This window comes from Enterococcus malodoratus ATCC 43197, assembly GCF_000407185.1.
In the GTDB taxonomy this organism is placed as follows: Bacteria; Bacillota; Bacilli; order Lactobacillales; family Enterococcaceae; genus Enterococcus_A; species Enterococcus_A malodoratus.
Window position 1 is genome coordinate 327,980 of record NZ_KE136481.1, and the last position, 21,329, is coordinate 349,308.

The window sequence follows — 21,329 nt, forward strand, 5'->3', positions numbered from 1 at the left end:
GGAACGAACTAGTTTTGGAATCAAACCAGCAGATTCTATGCGAGATAGGAAAAAAATATGAATACCCATCAGATAGTCTCCATAGCTTTTTCGTTATTTCTGAAATTTCTGATGTAGACTAAAAAGGACCTCGATGAAAATTTTATTTCATCGAGGTCTTTTTTGTTATTGCCCATACCAGCCAATGCCTTCATTGCGCCAGCCCTTATTGATTAGGTTATTTCTTTCACTTTGAAGTAATGTGTAGTGATGTGCTCCTGCTTTTGCATTTGGATTATACAAGCGATAAAGCGGTTTGCTTCCTCCTGAGTACCAACTAACTCCTTCATAACGCCAACCAACTTTTACTAAATGATTTTTTTCATTCGCATTTTGCGTGTAATGATGATCACCCGCATTTGGGTTATAGAGACGATAAACAGGTGTGCCCGTTTTAGGTGCTTGCCAACCAATTCCTTCATAATGCCAGCCAGCTTTTTTAATTTTATCCCGTTCAGCAGTATTCGCTGTGTAAAAATGTTCCCCACTGTTCGGATTATACAGACGATACATCGCATTTGTTTGGACTGGTGCTGGTGTTGAACTATCATATTGTGTTAGCTTATATGTCTCAATAACGCTATTCAATGTAGCTCCATAGTTTGGTGCTGTCGCATACCTTCCAGTTAGGTACGCTGTTGCGTCTTTGTATGATTTTGTGTTACTTTTCCATGCACCAGAATAATAATAATTACCTGAAGAGAAAGAAGTTTTCTTCAGAACCGTTACATTGTCGCCTAATGATTCTTTGTAAGATGGATATTTTCTGAACTTGGCATTAACTGTTACGTACTTTCCATCAATGAACTCTTGTGTTTTCATCGTAACTGACTGTCCGTTATAATCGCCCTTAATTCCAAATAGGTTATAGTTTGGTGCTTTTGAAAGAGTACTTCCGCCCCAACCGCTTTCAACGATTGCCTGCGCAATCATTACGGAGGCATATAAATCATTGGCACTCGCTAATGTCTTTGCTGATGGAGCGACTTGATTAATGAATGCTTGTTGTGTACTCACCGCCGATCGTGCGGCTCTAAATGCAGGCGGCTCGATTGTAAACTCTTCAAATGGTATTGGATGATGAAATTGCAGATTTCCCTGTGCATCATATTCCACTTCGTCCACGGCTTCAGTTTCATCATTTACATCCGTTTGATCACTAGAAACTGTTGTTTCTGCTTTGCTATCAGCCAAATCAGATGTTTCTTGTGTCATGCTTTCTTGTTTTTTTGCCAAATCATCTGAAGAACTAGATGATTCTCTTACTGCTGAGCTCTCCTGTGTGCTAGTAGAATCCGTTGTCGTTTCTCCATAGACAACCAATGTTGAAGTACTCAAGCTCCCCAACAACATCACACTACACAATAGTTTTTTATAATCCATGTCATCCCCCTCTGCCAACCATTAACTAACGATTACAATTAATAGTTTTTGCACTACCTCTCTCTATATAAAGTAACAAAAATTAATCATAAAGTAAAATTTTTTTATTTTGATTTGAATAGTAAAAACCCTTGAGTAACAAGCGTTTCTCAATTCTTTCTGATTTTATTAAATTAAAGAAAGAAAAAATCAATCATAAAAGCATATTTATTTCTACGTACATCTTGTTAAATTTAAGAAAGACATTTTTTCATTAACAAAATAACTCAATTCTTATGTTGCTGTTATTTATTGAAGTCTTTCAATCTGATATAATAGCATACAGGGGAGGGGTTTTTATGGATATTGGCGATGCAGTTTCAGCAATTATTTATCTGATCTTTTTTTTGATGACCTTTATCTATTTTTCTCTATTTAAAAAAGATCGTATTCTGATTCATTTATACTTCTCTTTGATCCCAACTTTCTTATGCATCTACTTACTTATGAATTATCACCACTATCAACCTGTTGAAGGTGCTTGGACATTGGCATTGTTGATGTTGATTTCGCTCATCACCTTCATGCTCTATTGACTGGTCTATTCCTTTTGGAACCGCAAAGGATAATGCCTTTATCAGCATCCTTCACAAATAATTCGTAATTTTTTTTATTAGTTGTATGCTATAATAAAGCTTGTTTATTCTAACCTATTCAAAGGAGCTTTGTTATGGCGCTTTTACTGACACTACTATTTGATCTTCTAATGATTATTCTGTTTTTATTTAGAATGGTTAGAGGAGATCAAATTACTCTTATCGTTAGCATCATTTTGCAAGGATTACTATTTATTGATTTACTAGCTGTCGTCCTTCTACGCTCTTCAAAAACTGAAAAAATCAGTATTGAACAAACTGAGCAAGTAGAAATGACTCGCAGACAGACACGCCGCGCATCAAAACCTGCACGTGGCGGCTTTTTATCAAAAATTTCTTGCATTGTAGCCTTATTATTATTAGCCTATTATATCTATTCTGTTGTTTATCTATTTATCTAACGTTTCAGGACATCGATACTTTATCGGTGTTTTTATTTTGTCTGGAATTGATTGTAAGAATGAAGCATCTGCTCTAGAAAAAAAGATCGTAATAAAAATTCATTGAACCAAAAAAGCTATATCAAAAAATGATATAACTTCTCAATGAAAGAAAAGACACTCTAGGTATCACTTTGAATTTCTTCAATTAATCGAATTGGATTGATTAAATATTTGATCGTAAAAGGCTTCCCTTCATTTTCGACTACTTGAGAATCTGAGGTTTCAATCGCCTTCTCTATGAAAGTTTCTGGCGTTATTGATTTATTCACTTGATATGCCAAAGCATACAACCCTGCTAAATATGGCACTACCCAACTCAATCCTCCGCTTGTATCGTTCACATAGGACTTTTCTCCAGTAATCCCCGCATAAGTTCGACAATCCATTGGTAAAAACAGGCAATTTTGATAGTCCTCAGCATTCTCCTTCAGCCAAGAACCAACTGAATAAGAGGCCCGATCATCAGGATCTGACATCATCTCCTTGCCTAGACCGGCAATGCCTATTCCATAATCCTGTTCTAAAGTGGCCGTTACTACTAAAATGCCTTGATCATTCGCTTTATCTAAAGCCTTTTTAAATAGATCGTAATCGTTGTCCTTTTTATTGAATCCGCGAGATATTGAAATGGCTCGAATTTTTTCTTTTTCTGGTAACGTCTTGTTGATTTCAAGAAATCGTTCAATAGATTGGGCGTAATATTTATAAGTAATTCCATTAGTGTATGTATCTCCTTTCGAGTCATGTCCTTTCATTTTCAGCATAATTAATAGATTATCCGCAAATGATGAGGCAATGAAGTAAAGATTTGATTCTGGTGCTACGCCAATATTTTCTCCGACCGCTAATGAGGCTACTCCTGCCCCATGCATTTCGGGAACTTTTGATAAAGCATGGATTTCTTCGTAATGTTTTAAGCGTTTCTTGTATTCCGAGTGTTCGGTATATAAGGTTTGATCAATAATTCCGACCGAAACTCCTTTTCCTGTAATCCCTTTTTTGTGCAGCTCTTGTACATGCAAACCCGGATTTTTTCCTAATTCCATCGATTTATCAGGATCAAAACCTTTTGGCAGTCGTCGCGGCCATTTAGTTGATGTATCATAAACAACCCGTTTGATAGCATTGAATTCACTAGTCAAATTCAATTGAGATAAATCTTTCGAACGAAGATTACTTTGAGGGGAACTGGAATAATTGCTGTTAGGCTTGGGCATTTTTTTTACTTTGATAGTTTCTTTGGATTCTGCCTCCGTTTTGCGAGCAATCCCAATTGAATGATCCGCTGTTCTACTATCAATTGGTTGAATCCATATGATATAAGCAAGTATTAACGAGGCCAAAACAATGAAGCTAGATAAAATGATTAGTATGACTTTCCTGATCTTTTTTATCATAATAAACCCTCCTAGTACGATTATTGTTTATCTACATCCAATTCTAGAAAAAACGTATCAGTCAATGATCAAGGGATTGTCAAGAAAGTATCAAGAAGAGCATAAAAAAAGAACCAAAAATAGCTCTTGCAATTGACGATTCAGTTTATTTAGTAGAAGGGACTTCTAGACAAATAGTAAAATACTCTGGGTCAACGACTGCTTTATTTTTTATACCAAGTCTATGGCATAATAACTCAACAATGGCTAACCCCAGACCATTGTTTCTATTTGTTTCATTATTATCTGCCACATAATACCGTTGAAAAATTCTTTGCGTATCAATTTTAGTACCTGCTTTATATTTGTTAGAGATCTTCAAAACAGTCTTTTCCTTTTGTGTTAATTCGACAATTACTTTCTCTTGTCCATGCTGCAAAACGTTCACAATCAAGTTTTGCAAAACGCGCGTCAATAATTTTTTATCTGTGAGAACAAAACAGTCTTCCTGAATTTTTAACTGTGGTTCAATTGTAGAAGAATCAAAATTAACACTTTCTTTCAAAAGTTCATCAATCAACAGATTGCTCAAATTGATTCTGACCAACTCGGTTTCGGTTAGTTGAGAATCAAAATAAGATAGTTCGAAAAAGGCTTGGGTCAGGTTTTTCATCGTCAAAGACTTTTCTAACAAAATTTTAATAGACTCTGCTTGATCTTTTGACAGTTCCTCTCGCTCCAACAGTTGGAGATAGCCGATAATCGCTGTTAACGGCGTTCTTAAATCATGGGAAATATTTGAGATCGTCTCTTTGAGTTCCTGTTCACGATTCATCACAGCGATTCTATAGGCGCGTTGCTCTATAATTTGTTCGTTTAATGTTTCAGTCAGCGTATTGACCGAACGATCAAATAGGTTAACCTCCAACAGCTGATTGCTTTCAAAATCTAGTCGTTTTAAGCGATCATTTATTTTCAAAATTTCTCGCCGCAATAAAAAAATCAGAAAGGCCAGTATTAGGATAATTATAACTAGTGCAGTCACGAGAAGTTTCATAAGCTTTGCCCTTTCTGTGCGTTAGTTAAGGTCTTGTTTCTCAAAAATAATTATTGTTAATCCTATCATTGTCACCCATGTAACGATTGATGAAAAGAGCATTTTAACTAGATCCTTCATAGGTAAATGCACTTGAGAAGCCGCTGATACTTGATTTAATGGAAAGAAATTGTAAAAATCCCAAAAAAATGTACCGTCTTTTACTAGTATTCCACCTAGTTCAATAAATAGAATAGTGAACAATGCTGAAAAGAGAACTGTCTTAAAAATGTCTTTACAGACGAATGAAATTGAAAGATAGACACTGACAGCCGAAATGGACAATAAACTAGTCAAAAAGCAAACTCTTAATATATATGAAACCGTCTCAATGGTAAAATCTGTTCCCCAGCCCTTTATCAAAGTGACTATCCCTGTTGTCACAATTGGAGTGATCATCATAAGTACCAATGAGATAAAACTGAATACAATAACTTTAGCCAAAACGAGTGTTTTTCGAGTATGTCCATTGGCCACTTGCTGCTGCAGCGTTCGTTGAGTAAAATCTGATCCAAGGAAATAACCGGCTAAAATGACTGGTCCAAAAATCGTCGTGTTCGTTGAAAAACTATTGGCAAATGTAGCTTGCCCGCTTGATAAAAATTTTACAGCGTCGATACTGTTACCGAATAATTTATCCAAAATAATGTAAGAGAAATAGACTGCCAATAACAAGAGCACGGGCAAAATACGAAGTTTGACCAAACGATGCCATTCGATTTTTATCAGATTAATCATTTCCCATCCCCCTTATACTTTGGACGAAATAATCTTCTAGGGTTTCTTCAGCAATAGCCACCGCGAGTATCTCAATATCATGCTGTACTAAACACGTGATCACCCGGTTTAAATCATCGAGATAATCATACAGTTTAATGGATTGATCAGGGAGCACTTGATAATTCGTTGTATCTAAATACTTCTCAATTGTAGCCGTCGCCAAAAAAGGAGATTTAACCCTTAAGTAAATGTGCCGCTGACACTTCTCCTGCAACTCTTTCTTGCTGATGCTTTCAATAATTACCCCTTCATGAATAATGATGTAGTCAGTGACTAATTGATATAATTCTTGTAAGGTATGACTGCTGATCAGCATCGTTACATTTTTCTCACGATTCATTTTTAGCAGCAGTTCTCTAACTTCGACAACACCGAACGGATCTAAGCCATTATTAGGTTCATCTAAAATCAACATGTCTGGTTCGCATAGCAAGGCTTGAGCAATTCCCAAACGCTGCTTCATTCCTAAAGAAAAATCTCTGACTTTCTTCTTGCAGTCATTCTCTAATCCAACCATTTTAAGCAGTTCTTCGACTAAACCTTTATTAGGCAATCCATGAGAAAAACGAGCCATATCAAGATTTTCACGAGCATTCATACCTGGATAATAGGCAGGAGTCTCAATCATGCTGCCGATTCGCTTACGTTTTCCACTCAATAATTGTTCCTTTGATTCATTAAATAATGAGATTTGTCCCGAATCGCTCTTCACAAGTCCCATCAAAATTCTCATAAGTGTGGTTTTTCCAGCTCCATTCAAGCCAATAAACCCATAGATTTTTCCGCGTTCCAGTTCGATAGAAATATCCTTAAGAACTTGTACATCTTTAAAGTTTTTTGACAGGTTCACAGTCTTTAAAACAACTTCGCGCATTCTTAACACATCCTTTTTATAGTGATCCGCCACTCGTTTAAGTTTAAAAAGAAGGTATCAAGACCCCCATTGAAAAGATCAAGAATCTATCAAGATTTCGATTTTACTAAACGATATCCGATTCCCCATACGGTTTCGATATAATTTACCTCTGAATTAATTTGCGAAAGTTTTCCGCGTAAAGAACTCACGTGAACGTTGATCGTATGTCCGTCATCATAGTAAGCATCCTTCCATACACTTTCAAATATATTTTGCTTCGAAAAAACCTTATTAGGATGTTTGATCAGTAATTCTAGAATTTTAAACTCGGTACCGGTTAGTTGAACCTCGTTTTCTTCAATAAAAACTCTCTTTTCATCCAAATTTAAACGCAGATTTTTATGCCATAGTTCATTTGAACTATTTTTAGTCAAATGAGCGTTTCTGCGCATTACAGCTTCGCTTCGGGCAATTACTTCGTCAATATCAAATGGTTTTGTGACATAATCATCTGCACCGATTTTTAAAAGATCAATTTTGGTTGTCACCAGTCCTTTTGCAGAAATAACGATTACTGGGATGTCTGAGAATGCTCTCAGCTTGATCAAAACTGAATCTCCGCTTTGATAGGGCAGATTTAAATCTAACAAAACTAAGTCAAACGGTGTTGACTGAAGTTTTTCTATTCCCTCAAGGCCGTTGTAAGCAAGCTCGCACTCCCACTGATTTTCCTCGATCACTTTTTTCAACAAAGAACAAATTTCGACATCATCGTCGATTACAAGCACTCTCATATTACATCCCTCTTCTCCTTACAAGTCCACATGTGTACGTTTTCACTCTCTATTAGTTAATTATATACAACATTTGGCTATCTGCCTATTTCGAATTAAGAAGATAAGAAAAGACCTGCACTGTGTGCTAGGTCTTCGTTGAATTACAATTTTTTTCGATTAAAAACGAGTATGCTCAAAACTATGAAAAGTATAAAAAGAACTGTACTGATAATGATTGCCGGGAAATAGTCTTGAAGCACCGATCCTTTTTGCAGAAAACGCATGTTCTGCGTCACTAATGAAATCGGATTGTAGTACTTCGCCTTGTCATACAAATTTGCCAACACAAATAAAATAATCACTCCGCCAGTTAAGAGTAGTCCCTCATAATTATTTCGGGCAATCGTCGAGGAAAAGATCACTAATCCCAGCAAGAGTATTCCAAAGATCCACATAGGAAGAACCGCCTGAAAAAGGTGCGGACTTTTATGATCTGGAAAATAATAGACTGTGTACACCCAGGTAACTGAAAAAGTCAGAAACAAACACATCGTCCATTGAAGAACTAAGCTGAGCATCTTGCCTGCAATGACCGTCCAACGTCTAAGTCCCTTCGTAACCAAATTGATCAAGGTTCCTTTACTGATCTCATTGCTGACGACTCCACTGAACATCAACGCTAAAACAATCAATCCCATTTGTGTCAGGTTTTTATAAAATTGGGTCCATGAATCTAACGAGGTTGGTTCGGGAATTGTTTTTGCTAAGGCTTCGCCAATCGTCATTTTTACTATTTCTGGTGTTAGCTTTGCCAATAATGGGTTCATCAAACCAAAAATCAAAAATATGATGATTAGGATCATAACCCGTGAGGTTCGCCAAGCTTCAAACAACTCCTTTTTAGTGAAAAAATAAAGATTTTTCATCGGACCACCTCCAAGAAAATCGATTCTAATGTTGGAGTGCTCTTTTTGATCATCCGTGGATAGATCTGATAGGTTTCAAATAATTGAAAAATCAACGGCGCGACTTTTTCATAATTCTCTGTGTACTTTACAATGAATGTATTTTTTTGTGAGTCAAAAGAGTAGCTCTTTATAACTTTGGATGCCACTAATCCTTCTAATGCTTTAGTAAAGGGGGCAAGTCCTGTTGATTCATTAAACTCAATCATCATTTGGTCTTTGGTATATTTTTGTTTCAGTTCATCCAATGAACCGCTAATAACTAATCTGCCCTGATCCAACACACCGACATAATCACAAATTCGTTCTACATCCGTCAAAATATGAGTGGAAAATAAAATCGTAGTTCGCCCCTTTAAGGCTGAGAGCATCTTGAGAAATTCGTTTCGTCCACTAGGATCCAACGCAGATGTCGGTTCGTCGCAAATCAATAGTTCGGGGTCATTTAGCAGCGCTTGTGCAATCCCTAAACGTTGCTTCATTCCCCTTGAGTATCCTTTGATTTTCTTTTTATCCTTACTCAAACCGACAAGTGATAAAATCTCAGGGATCTTGTGCCCCAGTTGTTCTTTTGTCAATCCTGTAATTTCTCCGCAAAATTTTAAATACTCTTGCCCAGACATATAATCATAAAATTCTGGAACATCAGGCAAATAGCCCGTCAGATGATTGGTTTGATTGTCACCAAAAATGACTGGTTTTCCCTTGACCAAAATTTCTCCACCATTTTTCTCTTCTAAACCAAGAATCATCTTCATAGTTGTGGTTTTACCCGCGCCATTTTCCCCGACAAAACCAAATATAGATCCTGTTGGGACAGTCAAATTTAAATTGTCTATAACATTTTTTGAGCCAAATTTTTTTGACACATTTTTTACTTCTAAAATAGTCATCAATCATCCGCCTTCCCAAAAACAAAATAAATGACCGGACCAATGATTTGAATAACAATTACGACTACTAGCCACAGCGCTCTATTTCCGAAGCGATAGTTCTTATGCGTTAAAACATGTCGGACTGCTGTGAGCATTAAAATGAGTTCTAGAATAATCAATGGTAAAAAGATTGGCATATTTTCTTTGAGAAAATCAAAATTATTCATTTTCTGTCGTACCTCTTTCTCTAACAGTTCGCAATTCGATATAGATCATTTGTAGTTGTTCTTGATTCTTGAAATTTACGAACGTTGGGTTATCTACTACGATATCAATGAGACTTTCTTTGACCTTTCTTGAATCTCTCGGTAATTGATTCCCAATTTCTAATTGCTCCAACCACTCTTCTACTTGATCAAAATAGTCATCGCCATGGAGATCAACGGGAAAATCAGTTTGTTTCATGATAGTTAGAAAGGCACTCAACTCTCTCAATGCACCCTCTTCATCGTTCATTTGCGCATAGCCAAAAACAGCAGATAATTGAAAATTCATTAAGGCTACTGGATGCAACTGTTTAAAATTGAAAATAGCAGCAAATTCATTTCCTCGTGAAACAGTTTCTGAGAATTTTTTAGGATCATGAATTAATAGCTGTAAATAGTTGGAGAAAAAACTTAAAAAAACGGTTGTATATTGGTAGATCGCACTCTGAAGTGTACCGATTGCTCTTTGATCATCCCCTTTTTGCTGCTGCGCCGCTGCAATTAAACTCTCTATTGGAAACAATACAGGCACCTGATCTCCCAAAATCGTCAACACTTGATCAAAATCTTGCAATGTCAAGGATGTATAGGCTTCATACTTTAAAGCTTGAGTAATCATCTCCGGATCTTTCGCTTGCGTTCGAACATGAATGAATAACTCCTGAGCCTCTTTATTATACGTTTGTATTTTCTCTTCTCCTGGCAGCATATCCGCATGATTTACTAAAAACATGCCCATCTGTAAAACAAAAGGATAGCAAGAATAATACCTTCTAACAAAACTGCGGATGGTCGCCAAGACATCATCTGCTGATTTAGTTTCCAACGATTCCTTCAGCATAGTATAAATTCGTTGAATTTCATGATTGTCTAACTGTGGCTCATAAGTTAATAATGAATCAATGGTAATATCAAAATAAGCGGCCAATAGAGGCAACAAAGTAATATCTGGATAAGTCTGCCCGGTCTCCCATTTAGATACAGATGCTTTTGATACTCCAACAAAATTTGCCAGTTCTTGTTGCGTTACCTGTTTTTCTTTGCGTTTTTCCATGATAATAGGTCCAATATTCATATCCATAGTTTAATCCCCCTTATAATCATTTTAGATTGATTAATATCAGAAGACAATGGAGTTGTTGTTAACTTTAGCGTCAATAAGTTAACCTGCACGCAACAAAAAAAGACCAGAAGATATTTTCTGATCTTTCAAAACGATTAATCCTTTTTGTATTCGGAATTCAATTGATTGATTTTTTTACTGATCCTTTTGGGAAGATAAGCTAAAAGTGCCAGCAAAATCCCAGCAATAGTCAATTCTATTAACAGCGTCATTGATACTCCCTTAGAAGCAATTTCAGAAGCCATAAAGGCGTAAATAAAACTAGCCGGCATCATAGTCAAAAAGGAGATCAAACTAAATTTTTTCACGCTCATCGGTGTCATCGCATAGGCATAACTTTGAATAGCGAAAGGAAAGACCGGAACTAACCGTGTAAAAACTAAAAAGGAAATGCCGTTTTCCTTCACTCCCCTTTCAATTTTTTGAAAAGTTGGGTCACTGCCAAAGCGCGTAAGAATATATTCTCTGGCTACATATTTTCCAATGATAAAAGAAATACTAGCACCCAGAGACGCGCCGATAATCGTTAATAATCCGCCAAGAAACCCGCCATAAGCAAGACCGCCAACGATTGCTAGGAATTGTCCTGGTAAAAGAAAAACAGCTACAACCACCGAAAGCAATATAAAGATTACATATCCCCACCAGCCAAGACCTTCCAAATAGGCTCTTAGGCCGCTAATATCCGTCAAAAAACCAACCAACCCAAATTGATAAGCCATAAAAATTACCAGCAGTAATAACAAAATAAATATAATTATTTTTTTCACCCGTTCTCCTTTCTATTTTTCAGATCGTGATAATCTTTCTGATCAATTCCGCGACTGCTTTATTGCAGGCCTTTAACCATTCGATCGATGATCAGTTGATTAAACTCAGAGACCGTTAAAAGCTTTTTAGGCATTCTTACCGAATAAATAGATTTTTCGGTCAAGATAATCCGACCTTTATCGATGGTCGGTTGTTGTTCTGCCAAATAAAAACGCTCGTTACTGAAAAGCTCTGGCCGCTCCAAATATACGGCCGTCGTCATATCCCAATTGCAAAATCCACTAAAATTAAAAACCTCTTCATTCCATTCGATCCATTTTTCCAACGTGCTGCGGATCCACTCGGCTCTTTCTTGTGGAATGACTTCTTTTGCTAGAGAAAGAAACTGTTCGAGTTCGGTTATCGAAAAAAATGCTTCTGATGTCATATGCCCATTCATGATGACAACTTTCGCCTGACTCAATAAAACCGTTTCGGCTGCTAACGGATCACAAGAAAAATTCAATTCTGTGACCGGATGATGATTAACCACTAAAGGTTCGGTTGTACCGCCCATCACTATTATTTCTTTAACCTTTTCAAAAAAAAGTGGATCTAGCTTTTTTGCTTCTGCTAAATTTGTCAAGGCACCTGTCGCTAAAATCGTCACTTCATTTGGATAGCAATTCACTTGTTCCGCCAGAAATTCTGCTTGATGGTTCCCGTAATAATTGAAGGATAAATCCAATCGCCGCTGAAGCTCTTTTGTCATTTGAGTAACTTTTTCTAACGTATCATTTCCATAAGTCAGTGTAACACCTAGCAAATCGATTACCGGAGAACCGAGTAAATAGAACAAGGTTAATCCGTCATCTACGTCTCTATTTCCCAAGCCAAATGTATTGTCGCAATCTAAAATAACCTTTCTCATTCTAATAGCCCTCGATTCTTTTCTAACCAATCCGATAAATAGTAGTTTCCCTCCACTAACTCGTTATGAATCCTTTTTAAATCGACAGGGTAATCAATATCCTGCAAAGGGGAAACAAAAGAAACCTCAAAACCAGTTAATCGCTTCAGTGTCGCTGTCAATACATCACTTTTGCCCCATGAAATATTTGTTTCAAATATCGCGGATAAATCGATCCCTCGAGTGCAGCCAATTAAATAATATCCGCCATCCAAGGAGGGGCCAAGTACAATCTCCTGCATTTGTTCAAAGGCTGTTTGGATTATTTCATTAGTTAAATTAGGGATGTCGCTGCCAGTCAGTATGACTTTTTCATAACCAATAGGTAACACATGTTTTATGGCATGATCCATACGTTCTCCAATCGTTTGTCCTTCTTGTGAAAACGAATTAAAGCTTTCAGGCAAAGCAGAGATAAGTGGCGTCGGATCTCCTTCATCTGAGTATGCAAGATAAAGATCAATCCCCTGCTCGCTTAATTGCTCAAATTTTATAAAGCTGTCTCTTAGCATCCGCAGTTGGACTTCGCAGGCCTCTTTTCCACTTAGTGAACTTTGCAGGCGAGTCTTAACCTTATTAGGGATAGGAACTCGTGTGAATAGTATATATGCGTGTTTATTCAAAGACTTCCTCCTTCAGTGTCTGACGTAGAAAATCTTCATTCATATAACTAGAAACTTTTTCAAAAATTTCTTGGTTTTTCAATTCTTTAGTATCTCTTTTGTAACTATCATACGCCATTGCCGACCAAGACAGAGCCCGCAGCATCAAGTAAGGATGGTAGATTCGTAACGCTTCAGAAAAACTCTTCGAATCAAAACCGGTTGTTTGAAGATAACTGGAGAAAAATGCCTGCTTTTTTGTTTGAGTCAAAACTAAGTTACTGCGCCAAAGAGTTGTCGTTGAGGCTAAAAATTGTGATATATCCTGAACGGGATGGCTGATTACTGGTTTTTCCCAATCGATCAAGAAGCCCTTTTTCCCAATGATAAAATTATGCGAATTCACTTCTGTATTGTTGACACGCCATTGGTCAAGCTCAACGAAGAACTGCTGCTGTTTGATATTTTTAGCGCATTGATTAAGCGCAACTGCCAGCAGCCTTTGAGCCGAAATGGGTACGAAATCACTGTGCAACACTGGTTCTAGCAATTGCTGACACTCATTGACACGAGCGGATAAAATGGTCGCCTTTTCTTTAACAAAGAGAGTATCAGCTGCTTCGTCAATCGGTTGCTGATGGATTTCTCCAAAAATTACTGCCGCTTCATTCAAGTCGTTTCGGTAATTCAAAGGCTTACCTGCTAAAAATTCCATGATCAGCAACCCTTGAGAAAATTTCTGACAACTGTCATCCACATATAATACTCTTGGCGTTCGATTCGTGCGTTCTAACCATTTCAACGCTTGGTATTCATAACGAATCTGATTTTCTAGGTTCAACTGGCTTCCATAATTTAAGCGAAAAACATATTTCTTTTGACCAGCAGAAATCAGAAAATTTTGATTATATTCTCCTTGTGCTAAAAATTCAATCGTGAATGGTTCCTTTAGCTGTAATTTTTCTACCAGCTGTTGTTCCTTCAAATACTCTCGAATCTTTTCTAACATGAATGACTCCTTCTCATTTATAATATCGTTGTGCCAATTTTTCAGGCGACATTCCCATTAAATAGAGCAATTTTATTTTGTGCATTTTTAAATGGGTACGAAGTTTGCCTTTCCGAAAACGACGACTTGATGTAACAATCTCTACCGGAAGTTGATAGAAGCGTCCTAGCTTTCGTAATTTCCGGCTTAGACGCCAATCCTCCATTAATGGGATGGATTCAAAACCGCCAACTTCATCATAGGATTTTCGTGTCGTAAATAATCCCTGATCACCAAAAACCAATCCAAGATAACGTGCTCGTAAATTTGAGGTCTCTGCCAAATAGCGGTAAAAACAATCGGATGAATCAAAAGATAGTTTAAAAAAGCCGGCGCTGTAACGTTTGTCAGCTAATACTGTTTGAATATCATCCAAAAGATTCTTTGTAGCTCCTAAACGGCTATCGCTGTGCAAAAACCACAAACAATCGCCTGAACTTTTTTCGACACCATAGTTTAGCTGTGCTCCGCGATTCGCATTCTTCAACTGATAAACAATTGCCCATTTTTCAGCGATCGAAACAGTCTGGTCCTTACTCCCACCATCTACTACAATAATCTCATATGGAATTTCATGACCAAATTGCTTCAACTGTTGCAATAATCGAGCGATCGTCTTTTCTTCATTTAATACCGGTATAATTATCGAAATCATCGAGACATCACCTGAAGTGGTTCCTTGAATTGCAAAAAAAGTTGTTCTTGATTTACTATTTTTTGAGATAAATTGGTCAACTTACAATGTGTCTCGACAATTTTCACATAGGCTCGCTGCCCGTTTGGCGACCATTCAATGCCTTCAATTAATGCCGGTAATCCTGTCTCGCAGATTTCGGCTTCAGCCCCATAAGGAATAAACAGTAAGACTTCCCCTTGAAGTCTTTTTGGATTCTGAATCATCAGTTCAGTATCAGCGATTCGGAAGCAATTGTTCTCGACGATTCCGGGAATAAAATTGCTTTCTCCAACTGCCTCAGCGACCTTTTGATTTGCCGGATAGAAATAAATTTCCTTAGGACCTCCGATTTGTTGGATTTCACCATTCAGCAAAATAATCATTCGATCAGCTAACTGAAAAGCCTCCTCGCGGTCATGCGTAACCAGAATAACACTAAAACTGTACTCTTTTTGAAGTCGGAGTAAATACTCCCGCATTGAATCCTTTAAATGACTATCCAAGTTGGCAAATGGCTCATCCAACAATAATAATTTGGGCTCCAAAATAATTGCGCGAGCCAAAGCCACTCGTTGTTTCTGTCCCCCTGACAGCTGATCTGGGAAGTGCTTTTCCAAACCGACCAAATCAAACACTTCAAGAATCTTACTGACTTTCTGAGTGATGACGGTTTTCGAAAACTTTCGCGCCTTCAGCCCAAAGGTGATATTTTCAACCACAGTCATATGGGGAAAGAGACAGAAATCCTGAAAAACCAAAATTGTTCCCGCTTGAGAAAATCCCTCAGTAAATGTAATCGTACCCTTATCTATCGGTTGAATTCCTCCGATTATTTTAAGCAGACTGGTCTTGCCCACTCCTGACGGGCCAAAAAGCGCAACGATCTCTCTTTCACCAATATCAAATGACAGATCCTTCAATATTTTATTTTTTCCATAATGCAGCTGCAGATTTTTAACGCTTAGTCCCACGCTGAATTCCTCCAATAACTGTTTTCAAAATAAATACGCCTAATATCGTACATCCTAAAAAAAGCAAACTGTAGGAAGATGCCAAACCAAACCGACCATTATTTGCATAAGGAAGCAATAACAGTGGCAAAGTAACGATCTTTCCTCCGCCAATAAAAAAAGTCGGCAGGTATTGACTGAATGATACGATGAATACCATCGTCGCCGAAGCAATGATTCCTGGACGCAACAACGGCCAAGTAATCTGCCAAAAAACGGACCACGGTTTAGCTCCTAAACTTTGAGCAGTCAAACTGTATCCTTCACCTAACTGACGATAGCTCTCCAATAAGATTTGCATGGCATAAGGCAGACAGAAATAAGTATGAATCAAGATGATCCCCAAAAAAGTTCCTGTCAAACGTAATTGTAAAAATAAAACCTGACTCGACGTAATGATTGCTATAGCAGGTAAAATTAATGGCAGATATACCAAAACCTCCACAAACCGTTGTGACATATTTTTCTGAAAGGCAAAATACCTCGCTGCAGGCAACGCCGCTACGATGCTTACCATCGTCGTCGCAAAAGCAATCACAAAGCTATTGATTACTGCCGGCCAAAAATTCGGTTCAGCAAGCATTTGCTTATATATTTTAGCAGCTAAGGCCTTTGGAAAAATAGCCGGATACATCCACTCTGTACTGACCGACCATAAAATCAGTAAAATTAATGGAAGGAGCACCATCAGCGCTGCAATAATTAGTAGAATATAGTTTCTTTTTGACGCAAATTTCATGATATTCTTCTCCCTCCCGGCAAGATCCGACTAATCGTCAGAGCGACGACAGTTATTACTAAGCAAATACCTGACATCACGAGATTCAGAGCAAAAGCTTGGGGCCGCGTAGTCAAATCTGCTTGAGTAAATAGATCATAGGCGGTTAAAGCTACCGTCTGATTACTCGGATTGCCTAATAAATAAGGGACCTCAAATGAGGCAAAAGTAAAGCAAAACAAAATAATAAATAAGGTGATCAGTGTTTTTTGGAGCATCGGCAGAATCACAGTAAAAAAGATTCGAAGCGTTGAAGCTCCCAAATTTTTAGCGACCTCTATGTATCCTAACTGCAGCTGCTGCAAAATCGCAAAGGTTGTTACAGCAACATAGGGTATCTCTTTGTAAAGGAAAACCATGATGATCCCAAATCCACCAGAATCATGGATTAATAAAGGAAATTGACCGATTTCTTTAATTAAGCCCAGCTGAAAACACACTCGTGAAATGATACCAGACTGGCCGATCAATTGCATGATCATTAATGCTACAATAATATGCGGCAAAGAAATCGGCAAACTAATTATTTTATGTAACCAAGAACTTTTTACTTTTAATAGAAGAAAAGCAATTCCGATTCCTAAAAGCAACGACAAAAAAGTCGCGGTCAGTGCTAAGTAGCAGCTGTAACCTAGCGACTTTTGGAAAAATGGATCACTCAATACTTGACGATAATTTGCTAGAGTAAGTTGATTGAGTCCAATCAAAGGATAGTAGCCTAAACTAATTTGCAGCCCTTTAAACAGCGCTGCTAAAATCACAACGCTGTTTATCAATACAAAAGGGACCGCGAACAATTTTTTTTTATTCATGTAAAACATGCTCTTTCCATAATGCTTCGATCATCGGAATCTTTTCTGCCTGAACCTCAGGAATTTGTTTTTCCTGCATTTCTTCAAGTGAAAGGACACCTTGATTTTTGTATAGATCCGTTAATTTTTGATTGGTTTTATCCGATAATTTTTCGGAATCAAATGGTGGAATGCTATACCCGTATTTGGCTTCTGCCTTTTTCAATTGAGCTGATTCACTAGTCATTTCATTGATCAAAACTAATGCGCCAGCTTTGACCTTCGAAGTATTCGCAACAGCTAAATAGCTTTGATTCGCAATCGTTCCTTTATCGAATAAGAAAGACTCCGTGGTTGCTTTTAACTCATTGTCGCTGCGTTTTTCCGCGACATGCATCTGAGAATAGCTATAGCTCATATCGATTTGTCCCGCTGAAAACATTTGATCCAACTCCGCAGTGGTCGTTGGGTATGTTTTTCCTTCTTGCCATAAATAAGGCTTGATTTCATTTAAGTAATCCAAACCTGGTTTGATCACCTTATACAAGTCTTCTTTGTTCGCTTTTGCTTCTTCAACTTTATCGTAACCTACAATGTCACAGATCACATTGCGGACAAAGGCGCTGCCAGTAAATTCAGGTGGAGCAGTGTAGGTGATTTTCCCTGGATTTGCTTTAGCATACTCTAACAAAGCCTGTGTATCCGTCGGAAATCCGTCTTTAAATCTTTCCTTGTCTCCAGCAAACACTAATTGGGCACTTCCATAAGGAACTTCGTAACCATCGATCTTAACACCAAAATCATATGTTGAGTTATGCCCATCGTCGTCCATTAATTTCTCAAAGCTTTCGACCTTTTCAGTAATCGGACCATAAAGCAGCTTCGCCTGCTTTGCAGTATAGAAGTTTTCACCATTGATCCACATAACATCAATGTCTCCTTCTTTCGTTCCCGCTTCCTTTTCAGTCGTCAGCTTATTCAAAATTTGATCAATATCCATTGGGACGCGCTTTACAGTAATGTCATATTTTTCCTTCATTGCTGGTGTCACAACTTCATCGACCCAAGCATTGGCTTTTTCATCTCCGCCAAATCCATAAAAGGTAACTGTCTCCCCTTTGCTCTGCTTTACAGCGTCAGAAAAACTGCTGATCGAGTCTTCTGTCTTCGCTTCTTTCGTATCATCGGTTTTGCAAGCAGATAGGGAAAAAAGCATCCCTACTGACAACAAACTGATTAACCATTTTTTCATTATTTTCTCCTATGCTTTTGTTACGATTTTTTTTGATTGGTACCTATTCTTCCACGCTCGAACTGGATTGTCTAAAGGATGGGCTGTTGTCGTGTCTTCTTTATGTATGACCTCACCAAATATCAAGTCCAATAAATGCCACGCGTCTCCGCCTCCCAAGATCATCGCTGAGGTACAACTGGCACAATAAGTAACAATATGATCTGTTTTAAAATCCTCAACACGTTTTTCCGCAAACGTTTTAGCCAAACTAGGATTGGAAACACCGCACATTCCTCCCATCCCACAGCACAACGTATTTTCTCCTGACAAACGATTGTGTTTTACCTGATAGCCTAATTGATCTAGTAAATAACGAACAGCCTGATGAATCTCGGTAACCTCTTTAGTTGGACAAGAATCCTGGATTGAAAAGACCACGTCACTGTCTTTCCCTTTGCCTATCGCTTCTTTTGGCAACCCCAGTTCGGCCATTTTTACCCACAAAGATGAGGTGGGAAATTGATTTTGAATCGTCATCGTTTTGATACATCCTTGACAGGCCACGATCAATTCATCGATCTCCGCCTGTTGAACTTGCTCTGTCAATTGACCAAAACGCTTTTGAAACAATTGTTCTTGGCCAATCATCCGAGTGGGTTTCCCACAGCAACCCTGGATAACAGCCATATCTGGATAATTACCTTTTAAATAGTCGATCATTTGAGCGACCTGTTTCGGACTGCTAGAGCTCAGTGAACATCCCGCCATAAAACCGTATTTCATTTTGTATCCCCTCGATTCACTGCCGAAAAAAATTTACTCGTTGAAAGCCTTTGGTGCATTTCCACACTTTTCAGTTGCTTTAATGGCAATCCATCCTTAATTAAATCTTGACGCATCGCTAAAAATGCTTCGTCCAGTTTTAACTGGAGAGGACATACTACTGTACAATGACCGCACAACATACAAGAATACGGAACGATTGGATCAAGCCCTTCCTCCAAAAATTGTTGAAATAATTTTTGCGGATCTTCACAATATTGCTGCAAAAAGAGACAATCCTTCATGCATCGTTTGCAGCTTGTACAAGTCTCTGCGATCAATTGTGCCATTTCGATTGTTTTTTTTGAGTAATCCATCAAATCGGCTAACCCCTTTTTAATAGAACAATGACCATTTGTAGTAGAAACCCTAGGCATAGTATACCGCTCACTAAGTAATAAATTGGTGTAGTGGCTAACGAAAAGATCATTTGCCAAATCAAAAATAATAGACCAAGTAAAATCAAAATAAGACTTTCGACAGTTCTTTTTCTCACGACTAAAATAATGGCGAACACTACCAGCAAGAGCGGCAGCAAAAACAACTTGCTGCCGAACTTACTTGCTTCTACTTTATGAGAATAATAAGAAACATTTCGCATAAAGCCCAGATGGTTCTTGTAAAGATCATCCATTAAATAGATCACGTAGACTAGGCCTAATTGAATGAAGTGTAAAAAAATACGAAAAATTTTCATTAGTTCAGGATTTCTACTTTGTCTTTATCTCTTGGATCCCCAATTTGAACAGGATATTTACTTGGGTCCTTCTGATGTGCTTTATCCCAATCAAACCAGCCGCCATCAAATAATTTTACATCTTTCCAGCCTTCTTGTTTAGTGATGAAGAATGCTGTCGCTGCGCGCCAACCAGTTCCACAATAGAAAGCTACTTCCTTATCTGGTGTAATGCCCCACTTTTTCCAAGCTGCAAAAATCTTAGTCGGTTCCTTCACTGTTCCATCATTATTCATCAATTGAGCGACATCCGCGCTAGTTTTACTTGATTTTGCATAAACTGCACCTTCTGGTTCGCCGGCATTTTCAATATAATCATACCCACTGGTTTTACCAGTAAACTCTTTCCAAGAACGGATACTTGCCAGAACTAGCTCTGGATTTTTATCTTTTGCAGCTACTAAGTCTGCTGAAGTTGAGATCAAGCTTTCAGGACGTCCGGGAACATCTGCACCAAAATCAGTCGCAGCTTTAGCCTCTTCATTGCCTTTTTCAACTTTATAGTCAGCCTTTTCCCATGCTTTTAAGCCGCCATCTAGAATTTTAACCTCATCAACACCTAGCCAATAAGCAACAAAAGCAACACGTGCCGCCGCATTGATATCGCTTGAGTAAACAACTACCGGTGTCGTTTTAGTCACTCCGCGTTTTAAGAATACTTCTTTACAGGTTTCAGCACTTAAGATATTCCAGTTGTTTTCTTCAGTTTCAATCTCCATTGTATCAATGTGCAATGCACCCGGGATGTGAGCCTTCTTATAATCTTTTCCTTCGCCGTATGAAGCCTCAATCACAACTGTTTTATCGTCATCCTTCATTTGTTTTTTTAGCCATTTGGCATCTACAAAGAAGTCTTCGTCCTTGATATCCTTACTTTTTACTAAGCGCTGAACCTTACTTGATTTGTCGGCCGCGTGAACCTCTTCAGTTTTTGAATAGACTACTAACGCTGTTAACAACAAACAGCTGATTACTGCAAAAATTTTTTTCATTTTAATACTCCCTTTAAAGTTTATTTGTTCACTTGAAACGTTTTCAGTAGGGACAAAGACCTTTTTTATGCACAACAAAAAAACATACTACTTAAGTATGCTCCCTCTTTTGATCCATTTTTTTACGTACTTAATAGCCCTTTTAACTGGTCGTAAAAAAAGTTGGTCGGAGGAAAGTCGATTGTTCTACTAGCTTAGAAACTCTAAGTAATGATTGGTTTCACAGTCACCGTTGATAGTTTTTAAGCATGAGAACACCTCCTACCTCCCAATTTTCTAACCGGGCTCTTTTCCCTTCCGAGTATAT

General features: G+C 37.9%; 25 protein-coding genes. 2 read left to right on the forward strand and 23 right to left on the reverse strand.

Annotated elements, in window-relative coordinates:
* Nucleotides 1-165: 165 nt before the first annotated feature.
* Nucleotides 166-1,422, reverse strand: a complete 1,257-nt coding sequence (locus tag I585_RS01530) for a glycoside hydrolase family 73 protein (protein WP_010739270.1) — start codon at nucleotides 1,420-1,422, stop codon at nucleotides 166-168.
* Between the two features lie 338 nt (nucleotides 1,423-1,760).
* On the opposite strand from I585_RS01530, the gene I585_RS01535 reads away from it, so the two are divergent.
* Nucleotides 1,761-1,997, forward strand: coding sequence for a hypothetical protein (locus I585_RS01535; protein ID WP_010739271.1), 237 nt, complete (start codon nucleotides 1,761-1,763; stop codon nucleotides 1,995-1,997).
* A gap of 134 nt (nucleotides 1,998-2,131) precedes the next feature.
* The gene (locus I585_RS01540) at nucleotides 2,132-2,458 is read left to right on the forward strand and encodes a hypothetical protein (RefSeq protein WP_010739272.1); all 327 of its coding nucleotides are present in this window, start codon (nucleotides 2,132-2,134) and stop codon (nucleotides 2,456-2,458) included.
* A gap of 161 nt (nucleotides 2,459-2,619) precedes the next feature.
* On the opposite strand, the gene I585_RS22580 is transcribed toward I585_RS01540, so the two are convergent.
* The 22 genes from I585_RS22580 to I585_RS01650 form a co-directional block, all read right to left on the reverse strand.
* Nucleotides 2,620-3,897, reverse strand: a complete 1,278-nt coding sequence (locus tag I585_RS22580) for a S8 family serine peptidase (RefSeq protein WP_010739273.1) — start codon at nucleotides 3,895-3,897, stop codon at nucleotides 2,620-2,622.
* A gap of 145 nt (nucleotides 3,898-4,042) precedes the next feature.
* A complete protein-coding gene (locus I585_RS01550; protein ID WP_167545837.1) occupies nucleotides 4,043-4,855 on the reverse strand; it encodes a sensor histidine kinase in 813 nt (270 codons plus the stop codon).
* A 99-nt stretch (nucleotides 4,856-4,954) separates the two neighbouring features.
* Complete coding sequence (locus I585_RS01555; RefSeq protein ID WP_010739275.1) at nucleotides 4,955-5,710, reverse strand: ABC transporter permease; 756 nt, start codon at nucleotides 5,708-5,710, stop codon at nucleotides 4,955-4,957.
* Complete coding sequence (locus I585_RS01560) at nucleotides 5,703-6,626, reverse strand: ATP-binding cassette domain-containing protein (protein WP_010739276.1); 924 nt, start codon at nucleotides 6,624-6,626, stop codon at nucleotides 5,703-5,705. The genes I585_RS01555 and I585_RS01560 overlap by 8 nt, the downstream gene beginning before the upstream one ends.
* Nucleotides 6,627-6,715: 89 nt before the next feature.
* Nucleotides 6,716-7,402: a response regulator transcription factor gene (locus tag I585_RS01565; protein ID WP_010739277.1), complete on the reverse strand. Its 687-nt coding sequence runs from the start codon at nucleotides 7,400-7,402 to the stop codon at nucleotides 6,716-6,718.
* A 143-nt stretch (nucleotides 7,403-7,545) separates the two neighbouring features.
* The gene (locus tag I585_RS01570; protein ID WP_010739278.1) at nucleotides 7,546-8,310 is read right to left on the reverse strand and encodes an ABC transporter permease; all 765 of its coding nucleotides are present in this window, start codon (nucleotides 8,308-8,310) and stop codon (nucleotides 7,546-7,548) included.
* Nucleotides 8,307-9,242, reverse strand: coding sequence for an ABC transporter ATP-binding protein (locus tag I585_RS01575; protein ID WP_010739279.1), 936 nt, complete (start codon nucleotides 9,240-9,242; stop codon nucleotides 8,307-8,309). The genes I585_RS01570 and I585_RS01575 overlap by 4 nt, the downstream gene beginning before the upstream one ends.
* Nucleotides 9,242-9,451 (reverse strand): PLDc N-terminal domain-containing protein, encoded by a 210-nt coding sequence (locus I585_RS01580; protein WP_010739280.1) that lies wholly within the window; start codon nucleotides 9,449-9,451, stop codon nucleotides 9,242-9,244. Before I585_RS01580 ends, I585_RS01575 begins: the two co-directional genes overlap by 1 nt.
* Nucleotides 9,444-10,571, reverse strand: coding sequence for a helix-turn-helix domain-containing protein (locus I585_RS01585; RefSeq protein ID WP_010739281.1), 1,128 nt, complete (start codon nucleotides 10,569-10,571; stop codon nucleotides 9,444-9,446). Before I585_RS01585 ends, I585_RS01580 begins: the two co-directional genes overlap by 8 nt.
* 137 nt (nucleotides 10,572-10,708) lie before the next feature.
* The gene (locus I585_RS01590) at nucleotides 10,709-11,383 is read right to left on the reverse strand and encodes a TVP38/TMEM64 family protein (RefSeq protein WP_010739282.1); all 675 of its coding nucleotides are present in this window, start codon (nucleotides 11,381-11,383) and stop codon (nucleotides 10,709-10,711) included.
* 59 nt (nucleotides 11,384-11,442) lie between these two features.
* Nucleotides 11,443-12,294, reverse strand: a complete 852-nt coding sequence (locus I585_RS01595; RefSeq protein WP_010739283.1) for a nucleoside hydrolase — start codon at nucleotides 12,292-12,294, stop codon at nucleotides 11,443-11,445.
* Nucleotides 12,291-12,956, reverse strand: coding sequence for a TIGR04282 family arsenosugar biosynthesis glycosyltransferase (locus tag I585_RS01600; RefSeq protein WP_010739284.1), 666 nt, complete (start codon nucleotides 12,954-12,956; stop codon nucleotides 12,291-12,293). Before I585_RS01600 ends, I585_RS01595 begins: the two co-directional genes overlap by 4 nt.
* Nucleotides 12,949-13,944: an aminoglycoside phosphotransferase family protein gene (locus tag I585_RS01605; RefSeq protein ID WP_010739285.1), complete on the reverse strand. Its 996-nt coding sequence runs from the start codon at nucleotides 13,942-13,944 to the stop codon at nucleotides 12,949-12,951. The genes I585_RS01600 and I585_RS01605 overlap by 8 nt, the downstream gene beginning before the upstream one ends.
* Nucleotides 13,945-13,957: 13 nt before the next feature.
* On the reverse strand, nucleotides 13,958-14,638 hold the full coding sequence (locus tag I585_RS01610) for a TIGR04283 family arsenosugar biosynthesis glycosyltransferase (RefSeq protein WP_010739286.1): 681 nt from the start codon (nucleotides 14,636-14,638) through the stop codon (nucleotides 13,958-13,960).
* A complete protein-coding gene (locus I585_RS01615) occupies nucleotides 14,635-15,630 on the reverse strand; it encodes an ABC transporter ATP-binding protein (RefSeq protein ID WP_010739287.1) in 996 nt (331 codons plus the stop codon). The genes I585_RS01610 and I585_RS01615 overlap by 4 nt, the downstream gene beginning before the upstream one ends.
* Nucleotides 15,614-16,408 (reverse strand): ABC transporter permease, encoded by a 795-nt coding sequence (locus I585_RS01620; protein ID WP_010739288.1) that lies wholly within the window; start codon nucleotides 16,406-16,408, stop codon nucleotides 15,614-15,616. Before I585_RS01620 ends, I585_RS01615 begins: the two co-directional genes overlap by 17 nt.
* On the reverse strand, nucleotides 16,405-17,259 hold the full coding sequence (locus I585_RS01625; protein WP_010739289.1) for an ABC transporter permease: 855 nt from the start codon (nucleotides 17,257-17,259) through the stop codon (nucleotides 16,405-16,407). Before I585_RS01625 ends, I585_RS01620 begins: the two co-directional genes overlap by 4 nt.
* A complete protein-coding gene (locus I585_RS01630) occupies nucleotides 17,252-18,490 on the reverse strand; it encodes an ABC transporter substrate-binding protein (protein WP_010739290.1) in 1,239 nt (412 codons plus the stop codon). The genes I585_RS01625 and I585_RS01630 overlap by 8 nt, the downstream gene beginning before the upstream one ends.
* Before the next feature lie 9 nt (nucleotides 18,491-18,499).
* Nucleotides 18,500-19,255, reverse strand: coding sequence for a heterodisulfide reductase-related iron-sulfur binding cluster (locus I585_RS01635; RefSeq protein ID WP_010739291.1), 756 nt, complete (start codon nucleotides 19,253-19,255; stop codon nucleotides 18,500-18,502).
* Nucleotides 19,252-19,611, reverse strand: a complete 360-nt coding sequence (locus I585_RS01640; protein WP_034708253.1) for a 4Fe-4S dicluster domain-containing protein — start codon at nucleotides 19,609-19,611, stop codon at nucleotides 19,252-19,254. Before I585_RS01640 ends, I585_RS01635 begins: the two co-directional genes overlap by 4 nt.
* An 8-nt stretch (nucleotides 19,612-19,619) precedes the next feature.
* A complete protein-coding gene (locus I585_RS01645) occupies nucleotides 19,620-19,991 on the reverse strand; it encodes a hypothetical protein (protein ID WP_010739293.1) in 372 nt (123 codons plus the stop codon).
* Nucleotides 19,991-21,022, reverse strand: coding sequence for a sulfurtransferase (locus tag I585_RS01650; protein WP_010739294.1), 1,032 nt, complete (start codon nucleotides 21,020-21,022; stop codon nucleotides 19,991-19,993). Before I585_RS01650 ends, I585_RS01645 begins: the two co-directional genes overlap by 1 nt.
* Between the last annotated feature and the right edge of the window lie 307 nt (nucleotides 21,023-21,329).

Excerpts from the sequence above, each read along its gene's own strand:
- I585_RS01575 (WP_010739279.1), bottom strand. The coding sequence starts at position 9,242 with ATGACTATTTTAGAAGTAAAAAATGTGTCAAAAAAATTTGGCTCAAAA.
- I585_RS01640 (WP_034708253.1), bottom strand. The coding sequence starts at position 19,611 with ATGGATTACTCAAAAAAAACAATCGAAATGGCACAATTGATCGCAGAG.
- I585_RS01580 (WP_010739280.1), bottom strand. The coding sequence starts at position 9,451 with ATGAATAATTTTGATTTTCTCAAAGAAAATATGCCAATCTTTTTACCA.
- I585_RS01605 (WP_010739285.1), bottom strand. The coding sequence starts at position 13,944 with ATGTTAGAAAAGATTCGAGAGTATTTGAAGGAACAACAGCTGGTAGAA.
- I585_RS01560 (WP_010739276.1), bottom strand. The coding sequence starts at position 6,626 with ATGCGCGAAGTTGTTTTAAAGACTGTGAACCTGTCAAAAAACTTTAAA.
- I585_RS22580 (WP_010739273.1), bottom strand. The coding sequence starts at position 3,897 with ATGATAAAAAAGATCAGGAAAGTCATACTAATCATTTTATCTAGCTTC.
- I585_RS01570 (WP_010739278.1), bottom strand. The coding sequence starts at position 8,310 with ATGAAAAATCTTTATTTTTTCACTAAAAAGGAGTTGTTTGAAGCTTGG.
- I585_RS01585 (WP_010739281.1), bottom strand. The coding sequence starts at position 10,571 with ATGGATATGAATATTGGACCTATTATCATGGAAAAACGCAAAGAAAAA.
- I585_RS01530 (WP_010739270.1), bottom strand. The coding sequence starts at position 1,422 with ATGGATTATAAAAAACTATTGTGTAGTGTGATGTTGTTGGGGAGCTTG.
- I585_RS01645 (WP_010739293.1), bottom strand. The coding sequence starts at position 19,991 with ATGAAAATTTTTCGTATTTTTTTACACTTCATTCAATTAGGCCTAGTC.
- I585_RS01610 (WP_010739286.1), bottom strand. The coding sequence starts at position 14,638 with ATGATTTCGATAATTATACCGGTATTAAATGAAGAAAAGACGATCGCT.
- I585_RS01630 (WP_010739290.1), bottom strand. The coding sequence starts at position 18,490 with ATGAAAAAATGGTTAATCAGTTTGTTGTCAGTAGGGATGCTTTTTTCC.
- I585_RS01635 (WP_010739291.1), bottom strand. The coding sequence starts at position 19,255 with ATGAAATACGGTTTTATGGCGGGATGTTCACTGAGCTCTAGCAGTCCG.
- I585_RS01620 (WP_010739288.1), bottom strand. The coding sequence starts at position 16,408 with ATGAAATTTGCGTCAAAAAGAAACTATATTCTACTAATTATTGCAGCG.
- I585_RS01535 (WP_010739271.1), top strand. The coding sequence starts at position 1,761 with ATGGATATTGGCGATGCAGTTTCAGCAATTATTTATCTGATCTTTTTT.
- I585_RS01540 (WP_010739272.1), top strand. The coding sequence starts at position 2,132 with ATGGCGCTTTTACTGACACTACTATTTGATCTTCTAATGATTATTCTG.
- I585_RS01555 (WP_010739275.1), bottom strand. The coding sequence starts at position 5,710 with ATGATTAATCTGATAAAAATCGAATGGCATCGTTTGGTCAAACTTCGT.
- I585_RS01650 (WP_010739294.1), bottom strand. The coding sequence starts at position 21,022 with ATGAAAAAAATTTTTGCAGTAATCAGCTGTTTGTTGTTAACAGCGTTA.
- I585_RS01595 (WP_010739283.1), bottom strand. The coding sequence starts at position 12,294 with ATGAGAAAGGTTATTTTAGATTGCGACAATACATTTGGCTTGGGAAAT.
- I585_RS01625 (WP_010739289.1), bottom strand. The coding sequence starts at position 17,259 with ATGAATAAAAAAAAATTGTTCGCGGTCCCTTTTGTATTGATAAACAGC.
- I585_RS01565 (WP_010739277.1), bottom strand. The coding sequence starts at position 7,402 with ATGAGAGTGCTTGTAATCGACGATGATGTCGAAATTTGTTCTTTGTTG.